Here is a 16,023-nt window from a genome sequence, read left to right on the forward strand (position 1 = left end):
ATCAGATTGCGACGTCTCAGGCAATAGATACTTCGCCAATCGTGCAAGTATCCGTCAGCCGATATAGCGAGCGATGGCCAGATGGCCGGGTGTCGGCTGGCCGTCTTCCATACGCACGTTGATATCCGATATCTCGACGAGTTCGAAACCGGTGGCAGTCAGGCGTTCTCTTACATAGGCGTCGGCATGGGCGAAGCGCTGGTGCGGCCCGACCATGTAGGCGCGGCCGGCGAGGATTTCCTCGGGCAGGGTCTCCGAGGAGAAGATGAACAGGCCGCCCGGCGTCAGGTTCTCGGCGGCGCCGAAGAACAGCGGTTCGAGTGCGCCGAGATAGGGCAGCACGTCGGTGGCGGTGATGATGTCGAAGGCTTCCTCATCGTTGTCGTCGAGGAAATCCTCGACCTCGGCGACGAAGAGCGTCTCGTAAAGATCCTTCTCATGGGCGATCTCGACCATCTTCTCCGATAGATCGATGCCGGTCATGTCAGCGCAGAGATCGCGCAGTGCGCCGCCGGTGAGACCTGTGCCGCAGCCGAGATCGAGCAGTCGCTTGAACGGTCCGAGTTTCAGCGTCTGCAGTCGCTGGCGCACCAGCATCGGCACATGATAACCGAGCTGCTCGACGAGCACGTCCTCGAAAACCTCGGCATGCTGGTCGAACAAGGTCTCGACATAGGCGTCGGGCGCCCTGACCGGCGTCTCGCCGCGGCCCATCGCGGCGATGCGCACGGCCGCACCGCCGTGATCGTCGGGATCGATTGCCAAGACTTCCTCATAGGCTGCAACGGCCGCGTCGACATCGCCGGCCTTTTCCAGCGCCAGCGCCCGGTTATAGGCCTCGCCAAGGGCTTCTTCGTCGATCTTCTTTGCCATAGCAGTCCATCGTCCTTTTGTTTCAAGCATGCGTCTAAGGCTGCTTTCGATGTTTTGCAATGGCGCGCTTGCGGGCGCAGAATGGCTGAAAAGAAGACGAAGGGAGGAACGAGCCATGAAAATGAAGGAAGACAGGACGTCATTGGTACGGGAAGGAGAGGGCGCACGGCCTTTGCTGCCAAGTACACCAGGCGAGGTTACGAACACGCTCATTCATTATTACCGCGGTGAACTCGGACGGATGACAAGTTGGCGCGACCGCATCGACCGAACCTCCAACTGGGCGATCACCGTGGTCGCAGCACTGCTTTCGGTGTCGCTGTCGACGCCGACTTCGCATCATGGAGTGCTGCTGTTCGGGATGATGCTGGTGACGCTGCTGCTGATGATCGAGGCGCGGCGTTACCGCTTCTTCGATATCTACCGTGCCCGCATTCGCCAGATCGAGCGCTGCTATTTCGCCGAGATTCTGGCGCCGGAGGCCGGGGCCGGCGGCGAATGGGCGATGGTGGTCGCCCGTAGCCTGCGCAAACCGCGCTTCCTGCTCAGCTATCAGGAGGCGATGCACCGCCGGCTCAAACGCAATTACGGCTGGATGTATTTCATCCTGTTGCTCGCCTGGTGCCTGAAGATCTCGACGCCGAAACTGCAGACGGAGGGCATGCCGGCGCTGCAGGCGCAGTCATGGGCCTATGTCATCGACAATGCCGTGCTCGGGCCGGTTCCCGGCCTTGCGGTCATTGCCATTGTCGTCGCCTTCTATCTCGGCATGCTCGCTTTCGCGCTTCGCCCGGATCGCGACGAAGGCGAATTCGGCCATGGCGAGGCGCATGTCTGACGCGGTCATAACATGCCGCCCGAACCGCTCACACTTTTCGGCATCCTGCTGCAGAGCCGATCAGTGCAGGATGAACTCGCCCTTCAGCGCCCGCCACTCGGTTGCCGAGATCAGCTTGCGGTGGATGTAGCGCACCGAATGCAGCGGCCCGTCGAGCTTCTCTTCCCAGAATTTCAGGAAGCCGCGCATTTCGGGAAAATCGGGGGCGAGGTCGTAGTCCTGCCAGACATAGGTCTGCAGGATCGCCGGGTGGTCCGGCAGGTGGTAGAGGATCTGGGCGGTCGTCAGACCGTAGCCCTGCAATTGTCTTTCCATGTCCTTGTGCATCGCATTCCACTTCTTCTTGTTCCCACTCGCGCGCTTATTAGCGCTACGTGATATGGAAACATGCGAGTGGTTAATGAAATCTTTACAGATACTTCATAAAAGGACAATTTATTTTTTATATCAATGACTTGGCAGCATCATACCGAGAGTGCTGCCAAATCGGCTTTGTCTCATGCACGCGCTTATCCCAAAACTGCGACATGCGTTTCGGCGTCACGCATCAGCGCTTGAGATGCCGGGTCAGGCGGCGTTCGATCCAGGCCCAGAGATGGCGTAAGGCCTCGACGATGACGAGATAGAAGATCGCCGCCCAGAGATAGGTCTGGTAGTCGAAGGTGCGGGAGAAGGCGTAGCGGGTTTCGCCCATCAGGTCGAGGACGGTAATGATGGCGACGACCGCCGAGCCCTTGATCAGAAGGATGATCTCGTTGCCATAAGGGCGAAGCGCGACGATGAGAGCCTGTGGCAGGATGATTTTCCGGAAAGCGATGAACTTGTGGATTCCGAGTGCGGCGGCCGCCTCGTGCTGGCCATGCGATACGCTTTCGATCGCGCCGCGCAGAATTTCGGCCTGATAGGCCGCGGTATTGATGGTCATGGCAAAGAGGCCGCAGTACCAGGCATCGCGGAAGAACCACCAGATGCCGACGGCCTCAAGCTGCGGCCGGAATATGCCGAGGCCGTAATAGACCAGGAACAGTTGGGCAAGCAGCGGCGTGCCGCGGAAGAAATAGATGTAGCTGTAGGCCAGCGCATTCAGTACCCGGTTCTTCGACATGCGCGCCACGGCAAGCGGCAGCGACAGGATGGCGCCGCAGATGACGGAAATGAAAACGAGGCTCAGCGTTATCCAGAGACCATGGAGGTAGCGCGGACCGTAACGGGTGAATTTTTCCGGATCCCAGCCATTGACGACGGAAAAGACAAGAAGCGCCGCCAGCAGAGCCCAGACGGCGACGAAGATATAGCCGGCCATGCGCGCCGGCGTCATCGGTTTCATCACCTCGCGGGGCGCGGGCTGCGGTGGAATCAGCGTTTCGGCATAGCTCATCGACTGATCTCCGAACGCTTGGCCCAACGCTCGACGTAGACGAGCAGGAAGGAGGAGAGGATGGCGAGCACCAGATAGAGGCAACAGGCCAGGCCATAGAAGAAGAAGGGTTCCTTGGTCACGCGCACGGCGACACTCGTCTGGCGGAGGATATCGGCAAGGCTGATGATCGAGACGTAGGAGGTGTCTTTCAGCAGCACCATCCAGAGGTTCGTCAGGCCCGGCAGCGCGATGCGCACGAGTTGCGGCAGGATGACCAGGCGCAGCGTGCGGCCGCGATGCAGGCCGAGCGAATCTCCCGCCTCATATTGTCCCTTGGGAATGGCGCGGAAGGCCGAGAGCAGCACCTCCGAACAGTAGGCGGAGAAGACGACCGAAAGCGCGATGACACCGGCGAGGAAGGCATTGATCTCGACGGGCGGCCCGTCATAGCCGACGAAGGTCAGCAGAGACTGGATGAGCATCTGCATGCCGTAGTAGATGATGAAGAGCGTCAGAAGCTCCGGCAGGCCACGGAAGATCGTCGTGTAGATACCGGCCGCCAGCCGCAGCGACTTTTCCTCCGACTGCTGGCCGAGCGCCACCAGGAAGCCGATGACGAGGCCGATCGGCAGGGTGACGATCGCCACCGAAATCGTGACCTGCAGGCCAAGCGCGATCTCATCGCCCCAGCCGGTATCGCCACAGGCAAGAATCGTCGACTGACCCAACCAGGTAAAGATGCCAACGGGTCCGCATAGCGGATCGAAAATGTGCACAATCCAGCTCCAGAAGGAGCCGAGCGCGGAAAATAATCCGCCCATGCGTAAATTCCCCTCACGGCTTTTGCCGTTTTGATCTTGCCATCTTTGTCAAACAAAAATGGCGGAAGAGCAAGCCTTCCGCCATTACCTTCCTCGGCCAGATACCGAATTTCTTATTCGCCGTAAACGTCGAAGTCGAAGTACTTGTCCTGGATCTTCTTGTATTCACCGCTGGCGCGGATCGCGGCGATCGCCGTGTTCAGCTTTTCCTTGAGCGGATCGCCCTGACGGATGGCGATGCCTGCGCCGTTGCCGTTGATTTCCTTGTCGACCGGCAGCGTCGTCAGGATCTTGCAGCAGGCGCCGGCGTCGGACTTGACCCATTCGGAGAGAACGACGACGTCGTCGATGACGGCATCGACACGGCCACTGGCAACGTCCAGCTTGTATTCATCAGCCGTCGGGTAGAGCTTCAGCTCGGTGTCGGCGAGATGCTTCTCGGCATAGTTGGCGTGAGTCGTCGAGGTCTGCGCGCCGATCACCTTGCCCTTCAGGCCGGCGACATCCGCTATCGTCGAATCCTTCGGCACGGCGATTGCCGGCGGGGTGTTGTAGTACTTGTTGGAGAAGTCGACGAGCTTCAGACGCTCCGGTGTGATCGACATGGAGGAAACGATCATGTCGAACTTCTTGGCGTTGAGCGCCGGGATGATGCCATCCCAGTCGGTGCTGACGAAGGTACATTCCGCCTTCATCTCGGCGCAGAGCGCCTTGGCAATGTCGATGTCAAAACCCTGGATCGTGCCGCTGGCATCGACGAATTCGAAGGGCGGATAGGTCGAATCGGTGCCGATCACATACTTCTCGCCATCGGCCATGGCCGAGCCGGCAAAAAGGGACATCGCCGCGATCGAGGCTGCCGCGAAAATACGGGTGGAGATATGCATGAGGATCCTCTCTGTTGGTAGCCGTCGCTCCTTTTTCTCTTGGGCTGACGGCCGCAGTTCAACGGTGCTGAGACCGCCTTGCGGCGATAATCAGACTTTTTTTCATGGAATTGCAACACAAATCCCACCGCAATTGGGCGGTGCAAATAGCGGGCGAGATGAACGTCGGCAGACTGCAACATTCACGCGAGGTTAATCCCGACCTCCCTAGAACCGGAACAAATCGGCGGCTCGGCGATTGCCATTCCGCCGTTTCGCCTCAATGCGAAGCTAGGGGCGGAACCAGGGCCTTGCGGCCTTCAAGAAGCTCAAACAGGATCGAGGAAACCCGATGGGCATGAAATCAAGATTGTTCGCGAGCGCGGCTTTTCCGCTGCTTTCTCTTTCGCTGGCGCTGCAGCCGGCATCGGCGATGGCGGCCGTACGCGACGTTGCGACGCAGGCCGCGGCCGTGCGGCAGGTCGAGCCGGGTAGCTTCGAGGTGGCGCAGGATGCGCCTTCCGAGGAGGAGTTGCTGAAGAAGAAAAAGCACAAGGGACAGGGGGAAGCCCCGGCCGAACAGGCGCCGGCCGCCGAGAAGCCGGCGCAGCAGGAAGCGCCCGCCGAAAAGCCGAAGGCCGAGCGGAAGGAAGCACCTGAACCCAAGGCAGAGCCGGAAGCGCCGAAGGCGGAGGCACCGAAGGAGGCGCCCGCGGAGCAGCCTGAAAGCAAGCCCGAGCGGAAAGCCAAACAGCAGGCCCAGCCCGAGGCAAAGCCAGAGGCCGCGCCGCAGCAGGAAGAGCAGCCGGTAACGCAGGAAAAGCCGAAGAAGCCGAAGAAGCAGGAGACGCAGCAGGCCGAGCCGGAGGCTCAGCCTCAGCCCGAACAGCAGCCGGCAGCAAAGGAAGCTCAGCCGGAAACGGAACAGGCACAACCTGAAGCCAAGCCGGAAGGCGGCAAGCGGGAGAAGGGGCAGGATGAGGCCCAGGGCAAAGATAAAGGCAAGGGCAAGGCTGAGACTGCCGCTCCCGAGGCGGTGACACCGACCGAAGAACAGGCCAAGCCCGAAGCGAAGCCAGAGATGAAACCCGCAGCCGAGGCGCCTGCCAAGCAGAAGCCGACAAAGGGCGAGACTGCAACACCTGCAGAAAATGCCCCTGCGGCTAAGACGACCGAAGACAAGGCGGCAGCACCGGAAGCCGCGCCGGCCGAGAAGCCGAAGGACGGCACGGCGGCAAAGCCCGCCGGCGAGCAGCCCGCCGGCGCCCCGCCGGCCGCGCCCGCGACTGACACTGCCCAGCCGCAGCCGGACGCCAGCGGTGGCCAGCAGGTGGAGCAGGCTATTCCGGCACCGGAAAAGGTTTCGCCCGAGGAACTGGAGCGCCGCAAGAAGATCGCTGCAGATCCGGCCAAGAGCAATGAGACCGTCGTTCTGCCGGTCGAGAACGGCGCAGCCGTGCTCGACAGCGACAAGGATGCCGACCGCAGCAAGGGCCGCGAAGGCCGCCGCGACCGCGACCGGCAGCGCGCCGACAGCCAGGAAGTGAAGGTGCCGACCTCAGATGCCGATGCGCAGGCTGCCACCGGCGGCCAGGCGACGGCGCCGGTCAAGCTCGAGGCGGTGACCCGCGAGAAGGGCAGGAAGCTCGATGAGCGGCCGCAATTCGTCCGTCCCGACGGCGCGCGCTTCGACGACCGCGGCGACGACGACAGCCGGGTGATCATCCAGTACGACAACAGGACGATCGTGCGCGGCGACGACGACCGGCGCTTCCTGCGCGACGGCGAGCGGCCGAGCTACGAGGAGCTTTCAGGCGACCGCTACCGTGAGACGATCACGCGGCCGGAAGGCTACCGCATCGTGACGATCCGCAACCGCTACGGCGACATCATCCAGCGGTCGCGCGTCGACGCCCGTGGGCGCGAGGACGTGCTCTATTATTCGCAGGACCTCTATGACGATCCGGACCGCGACTATTTCGAGGATCCGGGCGCCGACCTGCCGCCGATGCGGCTGCGCGTACCGCTCAGCGACTACATCATCGACACGCGCAGCGACCCGAACCGGGACTATTACGAGTTCCTGAGCGAGCCGCCAGTCGAGCCTGTGGAACGTGTCTACTCGCTTGATGAGGTGAAGTATTCGGCCCGTATCCGCGACAAGGTGCGCCGCATCGACCTCGACACGATCACCTTCGCGACCGGTAGCGCCGAGATTCCGATGACCCAGGCGCGCACGTTGCGCAAGGTCGCCGACGCGATCAGCCAGGTGCTCCAGAAGGATCCGAGCGAGACCTTCCTGATCGAGGGGCATACCGATGCTGTTGGCTCAGACCAGAGCAACCTCCTCCTGTCCGACCAGCGGGCGGAATCGGTCGCCAACGTGCTCACCGACGTCTACGGCATCGCGCCGGAGAACCTCGCGACGCAGGGTTATGGTGAGCAGTATCTGAAGGTCAACACGTCGGGCCCCGAGCAGGAAAACCGCCGCGTCACCATTCGCCGCGTCACCCCGTTGGTCCGCCCGGTCGCGGCCAACAGGTAATGATGTTGCCCCTCTCCAGTTCCGGAGAGGGGCATTTCTCCTTTTGCGCGACGCGCTTTCGCGCCTATGCAGCGCTGCCAATGCCACGCATCTTTGAATTCATACCGAGCAGATCGCGATCTCCGCATGTCCTTTGATGGATCGCTGTATAGGGTCGCGGTGGTTCTTAGCCGACCGTGTCTCCGGTACTTTTAAGGAAGAAGTGCATTTTTTGGGGATCAATTGGAACGCTGATCCTGTCATCCGGGCCAACGCGCGAGGATGCGTCGATTTGGGCAGTAAAGGCTGCTGACCCGACCTTGCCGATCGCCAGTGTGTATGGACCGAGGGGCTCGATATCGGCGACATGGAGGCTCACAGTCGAAGCGTTTGGATCCCTGACCATCGTATGTTCCGGTCGGATTCCGAGAACCACGGACTGTCCCACTGCCGCCGAAAGGCGCTCGGCTCTTTGCGCAGGAATCGCAATGTCGACGTCACCCTCGGCTTGGAAGGCAATTCCACCGGAGGTTTGCACAAGTCGGCCCTCGATGAAATTCATGCTGGGCGAGCCGATGAAGGCAGCGACAAAGAGGTTCTTCGGGGATTCATATAGGGTGATCGGATCAGCGGCCTGCTCGATCCGCCCTTGATTCATAACCACGACCCGATCTGCCATCGTCATCGCCTCTACCTGATCGTGCGTAACGTAGACGATCGTGGTTTTAAGTCGGCGGTGTAAGAGCTTGATTTCTGTTCGCATTTCAATGCGCAATTTAGCGTCGAGGTTGGACAATGGTTCGTCGAACAGGAACACATCCGGCTGGCGGACAATCGCCCGGCCAATCGCCACACGTTGGCGTTGACCACCCGAAAGCGCGTTCGGCTTGCGTTTCAAATAGGCACCGAGATTGAGAATGCGCGCCGCATTTGCAACGGCGGCATCGATGTCCTGCTTCGGCGTTCCGCGCACCTTCATGCCGTAGCCGATGTTTTCGGCGACTGTCATATGCGGATAGAGCGCATAATTCTGAAACACCATCGAGCAATTGCGCAGACCCGGACGCAGCGCCGTAACGTCGCGCTCGCCGATCCGGATTTCCCCTGATGTCGTCTGTTCCAGCCCCGCGATCATCCGCAGGGTGGTTGTCTTCCCGCAGCCGGACGGCCCCACGAGAACCACGAATTCCTTGTCGGCAATTGCCAGATCGAGCGGAGGGATGACCTCAACGCTGCCAAAGGATTTGGTGACCTGATCCAAACGCACCTGGGACATGCTGTAACCTTTTCACGAGAATTCCATCGCCAGTTCTAAGCGGCGATCGTCTCCGTCTTCTTTCAACGATGCCTGATCCCATCCCGGCACCGCCGGGATGGGATGTTGCGGATGGGTTTATTTTGCAGGCAGGCCCATCGACGAACGATAGGCTGCCAGTTGCTTGTCGCGGCCAAACTCGTCCGTCAGCTTGTTCCATCCGGCAGCCACGGTATCCAGCGCCTGCTGCGGCGTCACTTCTCCTGCCAATGCCTTGGAAAGCTCGATCTCAAGAATTTCCGTATAGGAGAAATAGCCCGGCAGGCGCATGTCGAGCGCCGTGTTCTTGGCGGTTACCGCGTCCTTCTGGCTTCCAAGATATTCCTTTGCCTCACGCTCGGTGAATATCTTCGACCACAACGCCGTATTTGTCGTGTGCGATAGACGATAAGGATTGACGCCTGTGCCGCCGGTGATCGCCGCCTGACCGGAAACTGCCGGGCTCGTCAGGAACTGGATATAGTTCCAAGCCGCCTCCTGGTTCTTGGAAGACGACGGTACGGCTGCCTGCCAACCGCCGAAGGCCATGAAAGAGGTCTGGACGACGTGGTCGAACTTATCCCACTTCTTGGTCTTGTAGTTCCAGATTTCGTCCGATCCCGGCAGTGATGCCGAGCCGACGCTACCGGCAACCTTCGACTGCTTCGGATCGGCGGCAATGACGCCGGTATCGCCCCAGCCGATCGACTCGGCGACCTGGCCTCCGGCAAAGGCCGCGTTCACTTCGCCGAACGAGAAGTTCAGCGCATTTGGCGGGGCCAGTTTCGACGCGCGAATATATTCCTCCAGACCGCGCACCCAGCCCGGATTGTTGACCTGCGCATCCATCGTGTCGGGATCGAAGAACATGCCGCCGGGATTGTCGGGATGGCTGGTGTATCCGGCGACGTGACTGAACAGGAACCAGAATTGCTGGCCACCACGGCGAAAGGCTTCCGCCGTGCCCCAGAGGCCCTTGTCCGGCTGCTGGAAGAACTCGGCGATGTCGAGATATTCCTTCCAGGTTTTCGGCGGCGCGAGATCATGACCATACTTTGCCTTGAAGGCCTTCTGGTTGTCGGCGTTCTCGAAAAGGTCGATGCGGTAGGTATAGGTATGCGCGTCACCGTCCATGGTCTGTGACAGCACTTTGCCGTTCCAGACCATCAGTTGCTCGCGGTAAACCGGAGCGATGTCGTCCCAATCGGCACCCGATTGCATCGCCTTGGGCATTTCCGAGAGAAAATCGGTGAAGTCCGGCGCCCAGGCTGGCGCGAAGGCGACCACGTCGAACGTGTCTTCGCCCGAAGTCAGCGAGGTGACGATCTTGGGATAGAGTTCCGACCACGGAAATTCCACCACATTAACCTTGCCGCAGGTCTTTTCCTCCCAGCCCTTGGCCGCGAGTTGCAGCGCAGAGGCGATATAAGGTCCCGTCTGCGTCGTGGCAGTCAGCGTGACACCGGTGTAGTCCGGTTCGCATGCGAGCGCGGATGTCGTGCCCGTTCCAGCAAGCAGTACCGCTGCCGTTGAACTCAGTAGTAATCTTCTCATGTTTTCCTCCCCGGAATTAAACAATGACTAGGGTTGTCGGACGGTCACTTTATTGCTCCCAAAAGCAGGCCGGACCGCATCAGCCTGCTCAAAATGCCCGCCATGACGACCATGGGTATGATCGCGACCAGGGCGGCTGCCGATATCGACCACCACTCGTCGCCGCGCTGGCTGTTTTGCCCTGCGACGAGAATGGGAAGGGTCTGCCATTTGGAACTGGTCAGGAAGAGCGCGAACAGGAACTCGTTCCAGACGAAGGCGAGGGTGATCATGAATGTCGCGATCAGGCCCGGCTTGGACATGGGCAGGACGATACCGAAGAAAATTCTCCACGACGGCACATTGTCGACCATCGCCGCCTCTTCGACTTCAACCGGCAGTGCCGCAAAGAAATCGCGCATCAGCCAGATCACGATCGGCAGTGAGAAGGCGACATAGGCGAAGGTGAGGCCTGTATAGGTGTCGACCAGCTTGAACCCCAACTTGCCCATTTCCGTATACATCAGGAACAAGGCAAAGGCGGCGACGATCGGCGGAAACATGCGCTGGCTCACAAACCAGAAGACGATATCATCATTGCCGAGGAGTGGCCCCGGAAGCTTGATACGGCTGGAGCCGATGGCGAGCGCAAGCGCTGCAACAAAAGCAAAGATCAGCGATATAGCCTGCCCGTAGCCCAGCACATGGCGGCCGAGCAGATATCCGCCGAAGGCAACGACGACGAAAATCACGCCGGACAGCAGCTTGACCTCGAAGGTGAAGCGCACCAGCGCATAGGCGGCCATCGATCCGATGAAGGTGGCCAGCACCGATGCGGACAGCCCGACGATCGTCGAGGCGATGAAGGTGTTGTAGAACTGGCCGCGTGCGCCCGACAGAAGCTCGCTCCAGGCTGTCAGCGTTGGGTCGAAGTCGACAAATGGAATATAGGTCGGCCCGCCGACGACGCCGAGCGGCGACTTGAACGAGGTGATCGCGACCCAGTAAAGCGGAAAGAAGGTGAAGGCCAGCCAGAGCAGGCAGCCTGCAAGCGCCCACCAGCGGCCGGATCCCTTGAGGTCACGCACGCTCATTTGTGCTTCTCCAGATAGGGCTTCAGGATGGCGAGATAGACCAGCCCGATCACGGTGATGACGATTAGGAACAGGAAGGACAGGGCGGAAGTGTAGCCGAGGTTGAACTTCTTGAAGCCCTCCTGATACGCGAACAAGGTGAGCGTTTCCGTGGAAATGCCAGGCCCTCCACCTGTCATGACGAACACCGTATCGATGATCTTGTAGCTTTCGATGAGGCGGATGAAGACCACAGCCACCGAAATCGGCAGCATCATCGGGAAGGTGATCCCCCAGAACTGCTGCCAGGGGCTGGCATTTTCAAGCGCGGCAGCCTCGTAGACGTCCTCCGGCAGGGTTTGCAGCCCGGCAAGCAGCATCAGGATGACGAAGGGTGTCCACTGCCACACTTCGACGGAAATGATGGCGCCGATAGCCCATCTGGTCTGCGTCAGAAACGGCAGATTGGGAAAGCCGAAGGCGGTCATCAACTCATTGAGCGGGCCCATCGTGGGATTGAGGATCTGGCGGGCGATGAGTGCAACGGCAACGGGCGCCACCAGCATCGGCACCAGGAAGCTCACCCGGAACAAACCTTCGCCAGGCACCCGGCGGTTGAGCGCCAGCGCCACGGAAAATCCGATGACATATTGCAGCGTCACCGCGACAAAAGCGATGATCGTCGTCGTCCAGGCGACATTCCAGAAGCGCGGATTCTGAAGCAGTTCCATATAGTTGCCGAAGCCGACGAAATGCGCGGGGATCGGCGGCACGAGCCGCAGGCTCATGAAGCTGGTGGTCAGCGAATAGATCAGCGGAAAGATCGAGATCACCAGCACGATCAGCAGTGCCGGCCAGATGAAGACGTGCTTGATCGGATCGTTGCGGGTCATGCCGCGCCTCCTTGCCGGAGAAGCGCCTCGATTTCCTCGATCTTCGGCATTGCAGGCGCGGTACCCCGCCGCGTCACCGCGATACCGGCGGTCGCGCAGCCGAAACGCACGGCCTCGACCGGAGTAGCGCCCCGCGAGAGTGCCGCCGAGAAGCCACCGACAAATGCGTCGCCGGCGCCTGTGGTATCAATGACTGCTCCCGACGAGACGGCCGGAACATGAACCGATTGCCCCGCCGTATGGTACAACACGCCGCGACCACCCAGCGTGATCAGCGCGGCTTTCACGCCCTTGGCAAGAAAGGCGTCGCCAGCCCGTCTGGCCTCGTCGAGCGTGTCGAGCGGAAAGCCGACGATAGCGGCTGCCTCGGTTTCGTTTGGCACGATATAGTCGCAGAGCGGATAGATCGTGTCCGGAAACGGCTCTGCCGGCGCCGGATTGAAAACTGTGGTCACGCCGGCCGCATGGGCGATTTCGAGGGCGCGCTGCGCCGCTTCGGCCGGTTGTTCGAGCTGGGTGACGAAAACCGCCGATTGCTCGATGGTTTCGCGTGCCGCCTCGACATCACCAACGCCGATGGTGCCCGCGGCACCTGGATAGACGATAATCGCATTGTCGCCGTTACCGTCATTGACGTAGATGAAGGCAGCGCCGGTCGGCATATCGTCCATCTGGACAACCTTCGGCGTCACGCCCGCTTCCGCATAGGTCTTCAGCGCCATATCGCCGAACGTGTCGCGGCCGATCTTCGAGATGAAGGAGACTGTTCCCCCGGCGCGGGCTGCGGCGACAGCCTGGTTGGATCCCTTGCCGCCCGGGCCCACTGCAAAACCGGTCCCGGTGATTGTCTCGCCAATGTTTGGCATGCGCTTGGCCAGATAGGCCGTATCGGCGACGAAAATCCCGAGGATCGAAACACCCACCTTCATTATCGTTTCCCTTCAAACGGCTTCCGGCGGAATCACGCCTTTGGTGAACAGGAAGCAGCCGTAGAAGCGGTTTTCGCCCGTGGTGATGACGCAATAAGCCTTTTTGGCTTCCTCATAGAAGGCGAAACGCTCGATGCCATACATCGGCGCCGGCTTGCCCTCGGCGCTGTCGATGACGGCCTGGACTTCCTCCTGCACTGGAGGGATCTCGTCCGGCGCGCCCATGATTTCCATTCGCCCGGCAGACGGCTGCAGCGGCGTATCCAGCGGCATCACCGAAAGAATAGCCTCGATGGCGCGGGCAGCGGACACATTGTCTATCCGCAACAGCTTGCCGAGCACCGTTTGCCGGGCAATCGAATCCGAAGGGAAATTGGTGTCGGAAACAACGACCGTGTCGCCATGCCCCATGGACCGGAGCGCGTGCAGCACATCCGCGTTCAGAGCCGGATCGATATTCTTCAGCATGGAAGTCCTCCCTTAATTGCACTATTTCGCGGCTCGTCGTGCCGCGGAACAGACCCCACAATCGCAGCTCCGTTACAGCTCTGCGATTCCCTCAAATTCCGTTGTTCTCGCCTGCCGGTGCGGTTCTCCTCCCGCCCGGATGACTAGAGCTGGAGCCCTTATTCTCCGTAGGGTATCCAGATATTCTTCACATCCACAGCGCGGCGAAGGTATAGCGCGCCCTCGGCAGCGGCTCGGTCCATCCAGTCCGTCGCCTTGCCATTGTCCACGAAGGTTCGCTTGAGATTGCCCGAAGACAGCTTCTCCACCGTCGTCGACAATTCCGCGGAGCCGAAGGCCCACAACGCATCAACGTCGTTGTGGGCGGCAAGGATCTTTGCCAGTTCCATCGCCGACCCGGTGACGATATTGACGACACCGGCAGGCACATCCGACGTTTCCAGAACGGAATAGAAATCCGTCGCCGAAAGCGGGAAGGGCTCGCTCGGCACCGCGACGACACGATTGCCGGTGGCAATCAACGGCGCAACCAGACTGATAAAGCCGAGCAGCGGCGCTTCCGGCGGGCAAATGACGCCTACGACGCCGATGGCTTCCGGCATGGCCAGGGCAACGCCGCGAAGCGGCGGCTGGTGAATGCCGCCTTCATATTTGTCCGCCCAGGCTGCGTAGGTGAAGAGGCGCGAAATCGCGGCGTCGACCTCGGCATTTGCATTGGCTGCGGACGCTCCGGTCATCGCTGTTATCCGCGAGGCGAACTCATCGGCGCGACCATTGAGGTTTTCGGCGATGTAATAGAGGATCTGAGCGCGGTTATGCGTGGTGGCATTCGACCAGGCGGAGGCGGCCTGTGCGGCAACCACGGCATTGCGGATGTCCTTGCGGTTGCCCTCGCCGACCTCTCCGACCGCCTTGCCTTTGGGGGAGGCGATGACACGGGAATAATTGCCGTCCGGGCGCGCCTGCTTGCCGCCGATGAAGAGCTTTGCCGTCCGGTCGATGGTTGGCAGGGCAAAATCGCCGGCAACCGGCTTCACTTGCGAAAGTGCGGGCATTGCTGCGCGCGCCTTGCGACCGACCCAAGCCTTCGGCTTCAGATATTCGTAGCAACCTTCCCGTCCGCCTTCACGGCCGAACCCGGACTCGCGCTTGCCACCAAAACCGACGGCGGCGTCAAAAAGATTGGTGGCATTCACCCAGACCACGCCGGCTGCGAGCTTTGCCGCAACGTTCAGCGCCAAGCCGATCGTCTCACTCCAGACACTGGCGGCGAGGCCGTAGCGGGTATGATTGGCAAGCTGGACGGCTTCTTCCGGTGTGCGGAAAGTCATGGAGACCGCAACCGGCCCGAAGATTTCCTCGGTCGCGACGATCGATGTCGGCTGCACGCCGCTGAGAAGCGTCGGCGGGTAGAAGCTGCCGCCTTTCGGCAGGTCGATCTTCGCCTGATGCAGCGTCGCGCCTTCTGAAACTCCCTTTTTCACCAGGGTTTCGATACGCGTCAATTGCACGGGTGCGATGATCGCACCCATATCGATGCACTTGTCCAAAGGCTGACCGACCCGCAATGTCTGCATGCGGCGCTTCAGCCGCTCATGGAAAAGATCGGCAATGCCTTCCTGGACCAGAAGCCGCGAACCCGCGCAGCAAACCTGCCCCTGGTTGAACCAGATCGCGTCGACCACGCCTTCCACGGCGCCGTCGATATCGGCGTCGTCAAAAACGACGAAAGGTGACTTGCCGCCGAGTTCCAGCGTCAATGATTTGCCGCTGCCTGCGGTACGCTCGCGAATAACGCGCCCGACTTCGGTCGATCCGGTAAAGGCAATTTTGTCGATATCCTCATGCCCGACGAGCAGCGCGCCGGTTTCGCCTTCTCCCGTCACGATATTGAGCACGCCCGGCGGAAGGCCCGCCGCAGATGCCAGTTCGGCAAAGAGAAGCGCCGTCAGCGACGTGAATTCGGCAGGTTTCAGGATGACGGTATTGCCGAGCGCCAAAGCCGGCGCCACTTTCCAGGCCAGCATAAGGAACGGGAAATTCCAGGGGATAATCTGGCCGACGACGCCCACCGGCACATGGTCGGCGAATTCCGTGTCCTGGATTTGCGCCCATCCGGCGTGATGATAGAAATGACGGGCTGCCAGCGGCACGTCGAGATCGCGGGTTTCGCGGATCGGCTTGCCGTTGTCGATGGCCTCGACCACAGCAATCAGACGTGCATGGCGCTGGATCATCCGGGCAAGTGCATAGAGATGGCGCGCCCGCGCGTGGCCCGGCAATCGCGCCCATGACGCCTGCGCCTTGCGGGCCGCAGCAACCGCGTTGTCCACATCCGCCGCACCGCCGTTGGCGAGCTTCGCCAGGACCTTGCCGGTGGCTGGCTCGAACGTGTCGAAACTCTTGCCCGATACCGAGGGCACGAACGCGCCATTGATGAAGTGACCGAAACCGGAAGCGTGGCGCGCCAGCCAGTCGCGCGCTTCGATATCGGATTCAGGGGCAGGGCCGTAGGACATTTCGTCGAAATACTTGGCAACAGTCATCTGGA

14 protein-coding genes are annotated in these 16,023 nt (G+C 60.8%); 2 read left to right on the forward strand and 12 right to left on the reverse strand.

What is annotated here, in order from left to right:
- Positions 1-54: 54 nt before the first annotated feature.
- Positions 55-873 (reverse strand): methyltransferase domain-containing protein, encoded by an 819-nt coding sequence (locus tag ACMUVN_RS04900; RefSeq protein ID WP_132571998.1) that lies wholly within the window; start codon positions 871-873, stop codon positions 55-57.
- 115 nt (positions 874-988) lie between these two features.
- Here ACMUVN_RS04900 and ACMUVN_RS04905 point away from each other — a divergent pair, with 115 nt between their 5' ends.
- On the forward strand, positions 989-1,711 hold the full coding sequence (locus tag ACMUVN_RS04905; RefSeq protein WP_063475036.1) for a DUF2270 domain-containing protein: 723 nt from the start codon (positions 989-991) through the stop codon (positions 1,709-1,711).
- Positions 1,712-1,771: 60 nt separating this feature from the next.
- On the opposite strand, the gene ACMUVN_RS04910 is transcribed toward ACMUVN_RS04905, so the two are convergent.
- From ACMUVN_RS04910 to ACMUVN_RS04925, 4 genes are all read right to left on the reverse strand, one after another.
- Positions 1,772-2,038 (reverse strand): usg protein, encoded by a 267-nt coding sequence (locus ACMUVN_RS04910; protein ID WP_063475035.1) that lies wholly within the window; start codon positions 2,036-2,038, stop codon positions 1,772-1,774.
- A gap of 220 nt (positions 2,039-2,258) precedes the next feature.
- Positions 2,259-3,089 (reverse strand): ABC transporter permease, encoded by an 831-nt coding sequence (locus tag ACMUVN_RS04915; RefSeq protein ID WP_063475034.1) that lies wholly within the window; start codon positions 3,087-3,089, stop codon positions 2,259-2,261.
- The gene (locus tag ACMUVN_RS04920; protein ID WP_047610168.1) at positions 3,086-3,892 is read right to left on the reverse strand and encodes an ABC transporter permease; all 807 of its coding nucleotides are present in this window, start codon (positions 3,890-3,892) and stop codon (positions 3,086-3,088) included. Before ACMUVN_RS04920 ends, ACMUVN_RS04915 begins: the two co-directional genes overlap by 4 nt.
- Positions 3,893-4,005: 113 nt before the next feature.
- Positions 4,006-4,779, reverse strand: a complete 774-nt coding sequence (locus ACMUVN_RS04925) for a transporter substrate-binding domain-containing protein (RefSeq protein ID WP_047610166.1) — start codon at positions 4,777-4,779, stop codon at positions 4,006-4,008.
- Positions 4,780-5,110: 331 nt separating this feature from the next.
- On the opposite strand from ACMUVN_RS04925, the gene ACMUVN_RS04930 reads away from it, so the two are divergent.
- Positions 5,111-7,303: an OmpA family protein gene (locus ACMUVN_RS04930; protein ID WP_127430941.1), complete on the forward strand. Its 2,193-nt coding sequence runs from the start codon at positions 5,111-5,113 to the stop codon at positions 7,301-7,303.
- A 166-nt stretch (positions 7,304-7,469) separates the two neighbouring features.
- On the opposite strand, the gene ACMUVN_RS04935 is transcribed toward ACMUVN_RS04930, so the two are convergent.
- From ACMUVN_RS04935 to ACMUVN_RS04965, 7 genes are all read right to left on the reverse strand, one after another.
- Positions 7,470-8,558, reverse strand: coding sequence for an ABC transporter ATP-binding protein (locus ACMUVN_RS04935; protein ID WP_047610162.1), 1,089 nt, complete (start codon positions 8,556-8,558; stop codon positions 7,470-7,472).
- Positions 8,559-8,675: 117 nt separating this feature from the next.
- Positions 8,676-10,130 (reverse strand): ABC transporter substrate-binding protein, encoded by a 1,455-nt coding sequence (locus ACMUVN_RS04940; protein WP_063475030.1) that lies wholly within the window; start codon positions 10,128-10,130, stop codon positions 8,676-8,678.
- Positions 10,131-10,174: 44 nt separating this feature from the next.
- On the reverse strand, positions 10,175-11,203 hold the full coding sequence (locus tag ACMUVN_RS04945; protein WP_018480741.1) for a carbohydrate ABC transporter permease: 1,029 nt from the start codon (positions 11,201-11,203) through the stop codon (positions 10,175-10,177).
- A complete protein-coding gene (locus ACMUVN_RS04950; protein ID WP_028758823.1) occupies positions 11,200-12,075 on the reverse strand; it encodes a carbohydrate ABC transporter permease in 876 nt (291 codons plus the stop codon). The genes ACMUVN_RS04945 and ACMUVN_RS04950 overlap by 4 nt, the downstream gene beginning before the upstream one ends.
- Positions 12,072-13,004 carry a ribokinase gene (gene rbsK / locus ACMUVN_RS04955; RefSeq protein ID WP_028758824.1) on the reverse strand — a complete coding sequence of 311 codons (933 nt, stop codon included), beginning with the start codon at positions 13,002-13,004 and terminating at the stop codon, positions 12,072-12,074. The genes ACMUVN_RS04950 and rbsK overlap by 4 nt, the downstream gene beginning before the upstream one ends.
- A gap of 12 nt (positions 13,005-13,016) precedes the next feature.
- Positions 13,017-13,472: an RbsD/FucU family protein gene (locus tag ACMUVN_RS04960; protein ID WP_127430940.1), complete on the reverse strand. Its 456-nt coding sequence runs from the start codon at positions 13,470-13,472 to the stop codon at positions 13,017-13,019.
- Positions 13,473-13,630: 158 nt separating this feature from the next.
- On the reverse strand, positions 13,631-16,018 hold the full coding sequence (locus tag ACMUVN_RS04965) for an aldehyde dehydrogenase family protein (protein WP_063475027.1): 2,388 nt from the start codon (positions 16,016-16,018) through the stop codon (positions 13,631-13,633).
- Positions 16,019-16,023: the final 5 nt, after the last annotated feature.

It is taken from the genome of Rhizobium sp. IY2, from assembly GCF_047532935.1.
Lineage (GTDB): Bacteria > Pseudomonadota > Alphaproteobacteria > Rhizobiales > Rhizobiaceae > Rhizobium > Rhizobium anhuiense.